Genomic DNA, 12,520 nt, shown 5'->3' with positions numbered 1-12,520 from the left:
TACTCATTTAGCCAGCAATGATTTTTCTAAGCCGAGTATTCACAAACTACTATTTCTTACATTAAAAAATGTTCTTTAGCTGACACAATTGCTTGCTCAATAGCCGTATTTTTTACAGGCTTTGAAACAAATAAATCCATTCCAGCTTGTTTGCAAGCTGCTTTATCATCTGCAGAAGTATTTGCTGTTAAAGCAATAATATAAGTTGTATCAGTTGGGCAAATTTGCTTATCTCTTAAAATACGTGTTGCTTCAATGCCATCCATTTCTGGCATTACGCAATCCATAAAAATCAGATTGTATTTGTTTTGCTTGCACTTATTTATCGCATCAATACCATCGCAGGCATAATCGGCCGTTAAGCCTAATTTCTCAAGATGCGCTTTCAAAACAAATCGGTTAATTTGGTTGTCATCAACAACCAGAATCGATAAAGGCAAGGCTGAAAAGTCGATATCAGAGGCATGCAGCGTATCATGTGATTGTGGCTGTCCTAGTTTTAGAGGTAGTTGAATATCAAAACAACTGCCTTTTTGGAATTCGCTACTGACCTTTATTGTGCCACCCATATAATCTATAAGCTCCTTCACTATTGCAAGGCCAAGACCCGTGCCCCCCTTTTTTCGGTCCTTATTTAGCTCTTGGGTAAATGGTGAAAACAATGACTTCATAAAGGTTTCTGTCATGCCTATGCCCGTATCTGAAACTTTTAAATTCAAAATGACATCGTCATTTTGAACCCTAGCAGATACGTATAACTTAATAGTGCCTTGCTCGGTAAACTTTAAAGCATTACTCAGTAAGTTAGACGCAATTTGAGTGAGTCGGGTGTTATCACAGTAAGTCCAACACTCTTCACTTATATCAATATCGACGTCAAAATTAAGATTTTTTTCTTGGTATAAAGGTAAGTACAAAGACGCTAAATCAACAAAAATTGTTTTTAATAAAAAGTGACTAGGCTCTAATTTCAGTTCACCATGATTTATTTTAGAAAAATCGAGCACTTCATTGATTATATTTAATAAGATATCTGCGCTGCGAAGGGCAACTTTGAGTTTTTCTTCTCGCTTTTGCCCTGACTTTTCATAAAGTAAAGTCGTTAGCATGCCTGTAATGCCATTTAGCGGCGTGCGTAGTTCATGGCTAATCTTAGCCAGCAAGATACTTCTGTCTTCAAGTGTACGCTCTGCATCCGCTTTTTGCTTTTTAAGCTCTTCACGAAGTAACACCTCTTTCGTTACATCTTGAAAAGTACCTATTAAACGAACGCACTCCCCGTTTTCAAATTCTGCTTCGCCATACGTTGAAACCCATACAGGATTACCTTTCGCTGTGATGAGCTGAATTTCAATATTCCAATCTTTACCATGCTCGATTGCTTCTTGGACTACTTGTTGTATTGCATCACGACTTTCACCTTCTTTATAAAACTCAATAGCCGTTTCAAGGTTTGGAGAATAATCAACGGGCACTTCATGGATTGCTTTAGTTTGCTTGCTCCAGTACAACTTATTTTCTAGCAAGTCGAACTCCCAAGAACCTATTCGAGCAACTTCTTCAACTTGCGCCAGCATATAGTTCTTTTTTATTAACCGTTCTGAAGAAGCATTGCGTGCTATTTCGTTGCCTAACCACTGAGCAAATAACTCTACATAATCGTGAGACTCTTCACTAAAAGGTTTTGATACATTCGGCGCTGAGAAGTTAACTGTGCCGAACACCTTTTTGCCAACAAAAATAGGCGCGCCAATGTAAGATTCGAGTTGAAAATTTACATAACAAGGGTGCTGTGCAATCCGACTATTTGAGGCATGGTGAAATGAAAGCGCTTTATTAGCTTCTAAGGTGTGAGCACAATAGGTACCTTCCATATCGAATTGCGTACCAACCGGGATTGCATTATCAGGCGCCACCACATGAATAACCGTATAGAGATTGTCATCAACTTGACTCACAATCGCAAATTCGAGATCAAATACCTCTAAACCAAATTCTAGTAACTTGATTACTTTGTCTGAAAAATCAATTTCTTGATTAGATACTATATCGTGGAATTGGCGCAGAAAGTTCACAGTCACTCCTTGTCACTTAAAACTGCATCTAGTTCAAGTTAGCATATCAATAAATTACTGAGCGTACACTTAAAACAGGCTAAAGAACCAAATTTCATTAAAAACACCATGAAATAGCATTAAAACAGCCGTTTTTTGTTGATAAATTGGCAAAGTTCGATGATTGGTCAATACTTTTCAACTAAGAGCTAATAATTTTAGGCTACTACTATTTTAATGTCGCTGAGAGCTAAATTTATCCTTCTACTTTCCTCTATTTTTTTAGTGGTGGTAGCCAATACCTTCATTATTTATGTATTAGATAAGCAAGGTCAGGCTAAGCTTGAGGCTGTGATCCATACTCATGATGTTATCGATGAATCTGAAAAGCTCTACAATCAAATAACGAACGCAGAAACTGGACAACGTGGTTATTTATTAACTCAAGACCTCAACTATTTAGAACCCTACTACACAGCACTTGAACAAGTTAAACAACATTTTTTGACTATCAATAAGCTAACGCTAAATAACCCCGAACAACAAGACACTCTTACTGAAATTGATGAGCTGGTCGACAAAAAATTAGCAGAGTTAGCGTTAACTGTCACACTTGTAATGCAAGGCACACCATATGCCCTCGAAGAAGCTAAAGCGATTGTGTTAACGAATGAGGGTAAACAGTATATGGACCAGATCCGCGAGCATATTTTACTGTTTCAAAATACTGAGCTTGCCAAGTTAGAACAGCAAAATGCTGACTACCAAAAAAACAGACTATTTATAACTCGATTCGTAACTTTGCAAATACCATTAATGCTAATCTTGTTAGTTTTTTGCGCTTTTTATATCAATGCAAAGCTTTTTAAACCTCTTAAGTTATTAATTCAAAACACTGATCAACTAGAAAAAGGCGAAAAACCAAAAACGTTGACGATTAGTAGCCATGATGAAATTGGCTATGTGTTAAAACGCTTTGCACGCATGAGTGACATCGTTTATGAGCGAACGAGTAAGTTAAATTTTCAAGCTAGTCATGATCATCTAACAGGCGTTTTAAATCGCACAGAGTTAAAGCCAGCATTGAAGCAAGCCATTACTACTTGCTCTGAAGACAATAAACTGGCTGTTATATTTATAGATATAAATAAATTTAAACAACTCAATGATGAATACGACCATTTAATTGGTGACCAAGTTCTTATTGAAACCGCAAAACGGATTACGTCATCAGTTAGAGCCGATGATGATGTGTATCGTTATGGGGGAGATGAATTCGTCATAATTACACATAATATCGCTAAATATAGACACATTAATGCCATGATCACGCATCTATTGGCACGTTTTGATAACCCATTTGTATTTGAACAGCTCACATTAAATATTTCATTAAGTATTGGGGTAGCCCTTGCTCCAGATCACAGCCTTGATCACCAAGAATTGCTGAGGTTAGCTGACCAAGCAATGTATCACGCTAAACATGAGTTAAAAAATAGCTATCATATTTACAACAACCACAATCAAGAAGACTAATCTAAATTACTGCTTTATCCGTATATATTTGCAAAAATCACCATCACTATGTATAAAAAATACACACAGATATTAATTAAGGCAGCACTATGCATATTTTATTAACAGGTGGAACAGGCCTCATTGGTAGACATTTGTGCCCTTTTTTATTGAATCACCACAAGGTTACTGTGCTAACACGCAACCCTATTCAAGCCGCGGTCATACTGACTCATCAAGTACACACTGTTAAGTCACTCGATGAAGTCAACTTTGAAGAGGTTGACGCTGTCATTAATCTGGCTGGTGAGCCAATCGTCAACAAGCGCTGGAGCGAGTCGCAAAAAAGAACTTTACTGAATAGCCGGATTAATCTTACTTTACAGATATCTAAAGCAATTAGCCGCTGTGAATCGCCGCCTCATACCTTTATTTCTGGCAGTGCGATTGGCTTTTATGGCCGCCAAGAAAACCAGCCAATTGATGAAAGCTTTAATGATATTTATCCTGAATTTAGCCATGTTCTTTGCCGTGATTGGGAGCATGCAGCGACGAAAGCACAATCTGACCAAACTCGAGTATGCCTACTTCGTACAGGTATCGTATTAGCTAAGCAAGGTGGTGCTTTAGGTAAAATGCTGCCTGCTTTTAAATTTGGCTTGGGTGGACCAGTAGGCCATGGTCAACAAGGAATGTCGTGGATCCATATTGACGACATGATCCAACTCATCCTTTTTGTGCTTTCACATCAAGAGATACACGGGCCTGTCAATGCCACTGCGCCAAACCCTGTTGATAATAATGAATTTAGTCAAACACTCGCGAGTGTGATTTCGCGACCTGCCATGCTACGTATGCCTAGCTGGGTTTTAAAATTGATGATGGGAGAAATGTCTGATCTTCTGCTTCATGGTCAATTTGTGCTTCCGAATAAACTACTTAGTCACAATTACCGCTTCCACTATCCAACATTGAAGCCGGCATTAGAAAGCCTGAAATTATAGTTACAATGTACGGGTTGCTAATACCCAACTAATACATAATAATTAAATAGATTTTAGTCGAGTGATTCTTCAGGGAAAGTCATGATGCATTTACCCACCATAATCAGCATCTCAATTTTATTGAATGTGATTATTGGGTCGTTCTTATTGTCTTTGTATTTTTTAAGGCAACAATCAAGTTATTTATATTGGGGTAGCTCGTGTCTCATATTTGTAGGCGCACAAATAGCAGCTTCTCTGCGTATTTTTATCGACCTTCCTCTAATTACACATTATCTAGCTGATTTACTGATAATTTCAGCTCCCTTAGCAGCCATACTAGGTATTCATGCTTACAGTCAATCAGACAAAAAATGTCAAAATAAATGTGCATATGTGTTAGTTGCAGCTGCAGTAATATTACTCCTTGCTTATGATTCACCATTTAGCCAGTTAATCACAACAGCCATAATTGCAGCATGTTTTAGCTATGCAGCTTTCGCGCTAAGGAAGTTGCATGTTAAACGCATCATGCATTTAGTATTACTCAAGTTGTGTTTCGTCATTCACGCTTTGATTATGGTAACCCAGTTTTCACTACTACTTAGTGATTACCTAGGTTTGTTGCAAACAGACTTGAAACAAATATTAGCAGTTATTCTCATAAGCCATATTGTTATTACCACACTAACCGCCATGATCTGGCCATTAATGATGTTCTTAGAGCATGAGCAGGTACTGAGTGACCTTGCTAATCGTGATTCGCTAACCGGTTTATTGAATCGTCGAGCGTTTATTAGCGTTAGTAACAATTATTTAGAACAAGCAAACAACAACCTAACAAAACTTTGCGCTTTGATGATAGATATCGATTTCTTCAAGAGAGTTAATGATCAGCATGGCCATGAAACGGGTGATGAAGCAATTAAGTGGGTTGCTAAAAAGATTAAAAGCCAGCTACGTGAGCACGATTTAGTGGCTAGGATTGGCGGTGAAGAGTTTGCAGTGATACTACCCAATACTAGCCAAGCTCAAGGAGAAATCTTATCAGAGCGAATTCGTTTAGCCATTCATAATGATAGCTTTGTGCACAATGACCATGAAATAAACCTGTCTATCAGTATCGGTATCATCACCCATAAGTCGGGCACCAATAATGTTAACGAATTACTGGCTGAGGCCGACAAAGGCTTATACAAAGCAAAATTAAATGGCCGTAATCAGGTTGTGACCATGGCATTTTAACGCAACTACTTGTTAGTTTAATTTAAGCTCTCATTTAGTTGGCTTAGCTCATTGGTCACCCACTGTTTATCTAAGCATTGCTCTAAGTTCAGTTGGGCAAATTTTAAAAAGTTGCGCGCCGCATGTGATAAATGGCGATCGGTGCGCACCACAAAATACCAATGGCTGGCCAAATTCACATCTTCAACATTTAGCATGCAAAAACTCGTATCGTGAGGTGGCAGTACATGGCGCGAAACCACCCCCAGCCCCATTCCTGAGCCAACAGCAACACGAATAGCCTCGTTACTCGCCATTTGTACTGTGTTGCTTAGGACAAAACCTCTACTTTGTAGCTCGCTTTCAAATAGCATTCGCGTAGCTGAACCTGGCTCGCGAAGTAAAAAACGTTCACTCACTAAGTCATGTAAAGTTACATGGCTTTTACTCGCAAGCTTATGGTTATTTGCCGCAATAAATACAAGAGGATTTTGCAAAAACCGCCCTGCTTTTGCGTGCTCTAATGAAGGGGGGTGACTAAATACATAAATATCATCTTCGCCTCGTTCAAATCGAGCAAGTACTTCAGCACGATTACCTATTTCAAGTGGCAGCTCAACATGAGGATGTAAATTACTATACGGTCCGAGTAACTTAGGCAAAATATATTGTGCGGTGTTAACCATGGCTATTTTACAGCGCCCGCGCTCACCACCTCTAAGCTCAGCTAAGTAATCTTGATAATCATCAAAATGACCAAACACCTGCTGACATGTTTGAAACAATGCAAAACCCGCTTCTGTAACATGTATACGCTGCTGATTAACCATCACTAATGGCTCATTAACTGTTTCTTGTAAGCGTTTAATTTGTTGCGAAACCGTTGGTTGCGTTAAGTGTAACTGCCTTGCTGTTTCACTGATAGAGCGCGTTTTTACCACACACATAAACACTTCTAGTAAGCGAAAAGAAATATGTCTTAAGTCCATAAAACCCAACCTATAGATGATTATCTATAAGATACTATCACTTATTTAATTATTTACTATGTGAATTTTTATCTAGAATAGCGGCGCTTTTAACCAAGAGGAGAACAAAGTGCCTGATATTGTTGTAATGTTTTTTGTTTTAGGACTCACAGCCGGATTACTTCGCTCTGACCTAAAAATTCCGCAAGCAACCTATGAAACCCTTAGCCTATTGTTGATGCTCACCATTGGCTTAAAAGGCGGCATGGTGCTACATGGCAATTTACATTGGCAACTCTTACCCGAAATGGGCGCTGTGTTACTGCTTGGCGGCTTAATACCTTTAATGCTTTACCCAGTTTTAAACAAACTGCTAAACCTCTCCGTTGCTAATAGCGCAAGTATTGCCGCCCACTATGGTTCTGTAAGTGCAGGTACATTCGCCGTTGCTTTAGCATATGCCGAATCGAACTCACTTAATGTGGGCGCTGAAGTCACGCTTTACTTAGTAATGCTTGAGTTACCTGCAATCATCGTTGGTTTATTACTATTCCGCCGTCTTGGAAATGGGTCTGGGCAAAACCTATCACTCAAAGCGCTATGGCATGAAACACTGACTAACAAAAGCGTGATTCTGCTTGTAGGTGGTGTAATTATTGGCATGATGTACGGCACACAACAAGGCAGCCAAGTAACTAGCCTGTTAACAAACAGCTTTAAAGTTGTATTAGCGTTATTCTTGCTCGAAATGGGTTTAATGGCCGCACAAACACTGCGCCCTATTCCATGGCATCATTGGCGTTTAGCATTATTTGCACTTATAACACCTAACCTATTGGGTGCTATCGGCGTCTGTGTTGGTACTGCCCTGCAACTCGAACTGGGCTCGGTAGTAATATTAGCAAGCCTAGTTGCTAGTGCCTCTTATATTGCTGCTCCAGCGGCTATTAAAGCAGCGATTCCTGATGCTGATATAGGCTTAGCCATGTTATGTTCTTTAGGTATTACCTTTCCTTTCAATGTATTACTAGGAATTGGCTTGTATCATCAAATAGCATTGTATATGAATTAAAAGATTGCTAACTATCACTTTATGCATGAGATTTTTTAAAAAGTCGTTTAATATAAATAAAAAAGCAGTGCAAGGACATGCTATGTTCAATCAAACGCTTAGCACTGAGCAACAGCATGTAAGTGATATTTTTATGCGCTTATGTACACTTTGCCAGGTGCAAAATAATTTAGAATTAGAGCAACATTTATCATTACAACGTGGCTTTTGTGAGCAAAGTATTGAGCTTGCAACTGTTCCTTATGAGTTAATTGATGAAGTGGCTAAAGCTTCTGAGGTTAGCTTTGATTCACTACTTAATGGTAATAGCCAAACCACAGCTACACTCGATGGGCCGGTATTAGAAGCAGTGAGTAACGGTATTATCAAGAGTATAAAAAAGCTATCAATGGCGGGGTTAATTAAGGGTGAAAACCAAACGCAAGAAGCACTTAGCCAACTTGCAGATATTCAGTTAAAACAAATAGCAAAAGAGCTCAAAATAAAAAGCCAGGTTAAATAACCTGGCTTTTTACTAATTCTTACCTTTGTACATTTTTTCGTAAATGTCAGATATATTGTTTTGCTTATCGTAGTATCGCTGCAGCTCCCCAAGCGATAACTCCTTTATTTTATCGCTATCAAGCCCAGTCGGTTCTGCTAATTTAAAATGTGCAGCGTGCGGTGAATTGCCCATTAAGGTCGCAATTTCGTTCTTTAGTTGTTCAGCTTTATTAAATAGTTTAATTGCTTTGCTGATATCTGTTTCATGCTCGGCTTGTAACGTGCACCAAACCACCTCAACAGACTTAGACCTGATTTGATCTTCAAAGATATTTTTGCGCGCAATCAACCATGTACTTGCAATCAGCAAGATGGCTAAAACGGCAATGGCTATGTAAATTAGTTCAAGCATTACGATCCCTCGGTAAACTAAATGTTACTATACACCCAAACTTGGTCCGTAATATATCAGGAAAAAGCATTATAAATACTAGTATGAGACTGAAAATCATCTAATAATTAATGTTAATTTTTTGTTCTAAACGGCCAGCTTGGACTAAGTAATAGTTTTAATTTGGTTTTCAAAAGACCCGGAAACAACATCACAACAGCAAGTACAATACTAATGTAGAGCACTATAAAGCTATACATGTAGTGTATGTAGGCGTGTTCTTCTTGAATGTTTAAGACAACAAATTTAACCCACACAATTAAATGTGCGATTGTCACTACGATCGTAAGCTTAAATACACTTAAAAACAGCTCTCCATACTTATAGCTGAATCGCTGATGCAATTTGTATAGGATATATAAACTTAAGAGGTTTATCCCAGCCACACTCAGATAAACATTTTGAGCAATTCCACTTTCACCGGTTTCTTGCACGTAGATCAGTACTTTTTCCATCAGTAGAGATGTAAGTTGATATTTAAAAACAACCACGGCTATTGATAAGAAATCACTGAAGAGCTCTCTATTTCGTAGTGCTCTATAAAATGATAGGACTAAAGCAACTGCATAACTTATTGCAATGATAACTTGCACTGAAAACACTTTATGAACAGCTGTTGCTACAAGCAACTCATTGTATAATTCGACTAAATATTGCATGAATCATCCTACTAAAGATGTTCATAATCATAATCTTATAGTATAAAAAAAACCAGCTCTTGGCTGGTTTTCTTTACTTTATATTAATTTTCTTTTTTCTTCGGGTTAAGAATGATTATCCCACCAGTTCCCTGTAATTCTTGATTTTTCTTTTTAGGGTTTAGAATAATAATTCCACCAGTACCTTGAAGTTTTGTAGTATCAAAGCTAGGAGCTGGTGCTGCGTCGAATGCTAAAGTAGATAGTAATAAAGCTGATAAAGTCATTTTTTTGTTCCTTCATTGTTAAAGATAGTTTTCGTTAGCAAATACCGAGCCACTAAAATACAAATTTGGGTAAAAACTAACGACTAGACCCTATATAAGCATAAAACTAAACCGTTAGGCCATTTTTTATACTAACTGTGTATACAAAACGTACGCTGAACAGCATCAAACCGTTTAGCTCTATAAACTAGCTAGGCTCTATGCCATAATTCTGTTAATTCAAAAAATAAGTCAAAGCGGCCCAACGCTTAGCAAGGTTTAATGCATGGCATATCCAGAACAACAGCAACCAACAATTTATTGGCACGACTATACAAAAAACCTTATAAACATTTGAAAATAAACAATCTAATTTTTTAAAATATATTTTTTATACACACATACATACACACCTTCTATTTTGTCTCTTTGTATTTAGCTAAAAAATCACTCAAATTCTTTGTTAGAAAATTTCAGTTTTAAAATCTATTAAGTATATGATTTTAATAGATTTTAATTTCTTATGCTTTTATAGGATCCATTTTCAAACCTGACGAAAAACAGATAACTTGTTGTTATTTAGTCGTTTAACGTCATATAAATGACGTTTTAAACAACTCAAAACTGCAAAACACTGAAATTAATTTCGATCTTTTCAGATCTTTGATCCGCTAAGAACTATATATACTGCGCTGGCTGGCGGTATGAACTGTAGTACTCAAAAACTGAAAAAAAACTGCACCAAAAAGCTCGCAGGAGGGTAAGGAAGAGTCCGGATTTCGTGAGAAAGTTTTTGCGTGGTGCTGAATTACGTGACCAGAATGCTTGTGGCCAACATAGATGATGATAACTTTACTGCAGTGTATTGCAGGCACTAAAAAGCCCAGCGGGTAACTGGGCTTGGTTATTGGGCTGTGGTGCTATTTGGTTATTGGGTCTAGCCTCCCCTTTTGTTCTTCGGCTTCGGATGCTTGACCACTAAATTCACCAGCCTGTTCTGGTGCTTCTGTCTTGCCAGTGCCAGTGGCAACCCCCTTATGTGTATGTGTTGCACATGTATTTGCCAATGCTCGAACTGTTGCCATTAATTCTGACAATAATTTAAGTACATTCTCACTTTCACTGCCTATCCATGTTTTGGGGCTTTTATGTGTTTGCTCTTCTGTGGCAATTACTTGCCGAGCCTTGCACTCAAGCTTCGCTAGTTCACCAATAATGTCTTTTAATGACTTATCAGTTTTATTCTCAAAGTTTCCTTGCTCATCAATATGATGATACACACCCTCACGAACCTGTGTTCTCACTTCACCTTCTTTGATTGCGGGTAAGTCCCAACCAAAAGGTAAAACGGTTCTAATAAATGGTTTATCAGCACGGCCATAAGCAAAGCCTAATTCGACTATGCTATCTGGTGCAGGTGGTTCTAATCGGCCTGCTTTATCTCCTGCGCCTGGTAAAGGTAGCGGCACGGCCTGTAAAACTTTTGATTTGGTTTCAGTTCCGTTCTCATCTAATAATTGAACATCAACCGCATAACGTGGGTAAAACGGGTCACTCCCTCTTTCCCCTTCTTCAGTCGGTAGTTCCGGCAATGCAACGACCTTTCCCCAACGTGGTAAATGTAACTGATTAGTTAGTTCTGGAAATAGCCGGCGCACGATACGATGAATTACTTTTTCCATAGTTACCAACTTAGCGTCATGTTTGTTTCTTTGAATTCAACTTTACTCAGGCGCTCATTATTCGCCATTACATGCGGGCGAACCATGGGTGCAGCTGGCATCATGGCCGACTTACCCGCTTGATGCTCTGTCATTAAAGATGTGGCAATTGTGACGGGCTTATCTGACCAAAACGAATCGGCATAACTGCCAACAAATACTTTGCCATTACCCTGCTGATACCAAATAAAGTCACTAATTTTATAAATTCGGCCAATGTTATCGAGCATAGACAACCCTGATCCATCGCTATAAAAGCACGGTGCGGCTGACTCCGAATATGGTTTATCGGGTATCACAAACTCGATACCCGTTTGATTGCTTATTTCATTTAATACTTGGCGCATTGTGGCATGGCGTAACATCACACTTAAATTAAACATGAGCGCTGATGACCATTCGCGACAAAATAGCGTGAACCAGCCATTTACGCTGGGTAAAACACGCTCAACATAGCCATTAAAGACACGATCGACCATGTCACCCCAACCAAGATCGACTTTTACAGTATCGAGCTTTGTTGCTGGTTGCCTTACATTTATCTGGCACGTACCAGGTGCTGAGTCATTTAGCACTATCCAGTGGTCTTTTAATTCCACCTTCTGATCGTTTACATACGCGCGTGAAATAAACCTGGCATTTGGACCCGCCATTATACAGTCCTCAAGGTAGCTAAGTTTTCTTTTAAGTGCTGTTGTAAATTAGCGTATCGAATATTGCTAGCACCGCCCTGCTCTAACGCGGTAGGTTCAGCGGTTCGTTCCTCTACTTTTTGCGGTACAGAACGATACTCAGCAAGGGTAAAGGTGACCATCCATTGGCGTGTTGTTTCTTGCTCGACTGCTTCAATCTTGCTACTAAAGCGTACTTGCTTAATACCAATTGCTTCAGCAGTAATATTATTAATTCTGTAAATTACACGGGCGCCAGCTTCTGTCGCTTCTGCCATGTTGTATAAATCAGTGAGTGTTTGTGCGTTTTTAAAAGGGATTAGTCCTGACACTGTCAGCATTTTCGCTTTCATGCCCGTCTCAGCGCTGTCCGTGTTTGAGGTTTGCCCGCTTGCATCTTCGCTGGCAAGCTCTTGGCTTGCCGTGATGCGAAGTGATTTTAGATCGATTGATAGCGAGTTAAGAGTTAGCATT

The 12,520-nt window shown here is 38.8% G+C and carries 13 protein-coding genes; 5 read left to right on the top strand and 8 right to left on the bottom strand.

Features of this window, described 5'->3' with window-relative positions; genetic code table 11:
* Window positions 1-56 precede the first annotated feature (56 nt).
* The gene (locus EXT43_RS12880) at window positions 57-2,075 is read right to left on the bottom strand and encodes an ATP-binding protein (protein ID WP_062564531.1); all 2,019 of its coding nucleotides are present in this window, start codon (window positions 2,073-2,075) and stop codon (window positions 57-59) included.
* 216 nt (window positions 2,076-2,291) lie between these two features.
* Between EXT43_RS12880 and EXT43_RS12875 the strand changes: the two genes are divergently transcribed.
* The 3 genes from EXT43_RS12875 (at window position 2,292) to EXT43_RS12865 (ending at window position 5,797) form a co-directional block, all read left to right on the top strand.
* Window positions 2,292-3,590, top strand: a complete 1,299-nt coding sequence (locus tag EXT43_RS12875) for a diguanylate cyclase (protein ID WP_130167151.1) — start codon at window positions 2,292-2,294, stop codon at window positions 3,588-3,590.
* An 89-nt stretch (window positions 3,591-3,679) separates the two neighbouring features.
* Window positions 3,680-4,573: a TIGR01777 family oxidoreductase gene (locus EXT43_RS12870; protein WP_062564533.1), complete on the top strand. Its 894-nt coding sequence runs from the start codon at window positions 3,680-3,682 to the stop codon at window positions 4,571-4,573.
* A gap of 81 nt (window positions 4,574-4,654) precedes the next feature.
* Window positions 4,655-5,797, top strand: a complete 1,143-nt coding sequence (locus EXT43_RS12865) for a GGDEF domain-containing protein (RefSeq protein WP_063528779.1) — start codon at window positions 4,655-4,657, stop codon at window positions 5,795-5,797.
* Between the two features lie 17 nt (window positions 5,798-5,814).
* On the opposite strand, the gene EXT43_RS12860 is transcribed toward EXT43_RS12865, so the two are convergent.
* Window positions 5,815-6,765, bottom strand: coding sequence for a LysR family transcriptional regulator (locus EXT43_RS12860; protein WP_054561674.1), 951 nt, complete (start codon window positions 6,763-6,765; stop codon window positions 5,815-5,817).
* 109 nt (window positions 6,766-6,874) lie between these two features.
* Here EXT43_RS12860 and EXT43_RS12855 point away from each other — a divergent pair, with 109 nt between their 5' ends.
* Together EXT43_RS12855 and EXT43_RS12850 are read left to right on the top strand one after the other, a co-directional pair.
* Entirely contained in the window at window positions 6,875-7,816 is a 942-nt protein-coding gene (locus EXT43_RS12855) for a sodium-dependent bicarbonate transport family permease (RefSeq protein ID WP_054561675.1), read from the top strand.
* 82 nt (window positions 7,817-7,898) lie between these two features.
* On the top strand, window positions 7,899-8,318 hold the full coding sequence (locus EXT43_RS12850; protein ID WP_130167150.1) for a hypothetical protein: 420 nt from the start codon (window positions 7,899-7,901) through the stop codon (window positions 8,316-8,318).
* 12 nt (window positions 8,319-8,330) lie between these two features.
* Here EXT43_RS12850 and EXT43_RS12845 read toward each other — a convergent pair whose 3' ends face one another.
* The 6 genes from EXT43_RS12845 to EXT43_RS12820 all read right to left on the bottom strand — a co-directional run bounded on the left by EXT43_RS12845 (window position 8,331) and on the right by EXT43_RS12820 (window position 12,519).
* The gene (locus EXT43_RS12845; RefSeq protein ID WP_063528781.1) at window positions 8,331-8,711 is read right to left on the bottom strand and encodes a hypothetical protein; all 381 of its coding nucleotides are present in this window, start codon (window positions 8,709-8,711) and stop codon (window positions 8,331-8,333) included.
* A 113-nt stretch (window positions 8,712-8,824) separates the two neighbouring features.
* Entirely contained in the window at window positions 8,825-9,409 is a 585-nt protein-coding gene (locus EXT43_RS12840) for a hypothetical protein (protein WP_062564538.1), read from the bottom strand.
* Between the two features lie 83 nt (window positions 9,410-9,492).
* Entirely contained in the window at window positions 9,493-9,675 is a 183-nt protein-coding gene (locus EXT43_RS12835) for a hypothetical protein (protein WP_062564539.1), read from the bottom strand.
* Window positions 9,676-10,574: 899 nt separating this feature from the next.
* On the bottom strand, window positions 10,575-11,336 hold the full coding sequence (locus tag EXT43_RS12830; protein ID WP_130167149.1) for a hypothetical protein: 762 nt from the start codon (window positions 11,334-11,336) through the stop codon (window positions 10,575-10,577).
* Between the two features lie 2 nt (window positions 11,337-11,338).
* Entirely contained in the window at window positions 11,339-12,028 is a 690-nt protein-coding gene (locus tag EXT43_RS12825) for a hypothetical protein (protein WP_130167148.1), read from the bottom strand.
* Complete coding sequence (locus EXT43_RS12820) at window positions 12,028-12,519, bottom strand: adenine glycosylase (RefSeq protein WP_130167147.1); 492 nt, start codon at window positions 12,517-12,519, stop codon at window positions 12,028-12,030. The genes EXT43_RS12825 and EXT43_RS12820 overlap by 1 nt, the downstream gene beginning before the upstream one ends.
* Between the last annotated feature and the right edge of the window lies 1 nt (window position 12,520).

The sequence above is a fragment of the Pseudoalteromonas sp. CO109Y genome (genome assembly GCF_004208935.1).
Taxonomy (GTDB): domain Bacteria; phylum Pseudomonadota; class Gammaproteobacteria; order Enterobacterales; family Alteromonadaceae; genus Pseudoalteromonas; species Pseudoalteromonas shioyasakiensis.
The sequence above is the reverse complement of the archived record's forward strand: the minus strand, read 5'-3'. Positions and strand labels throughout refer to the sequence as shown.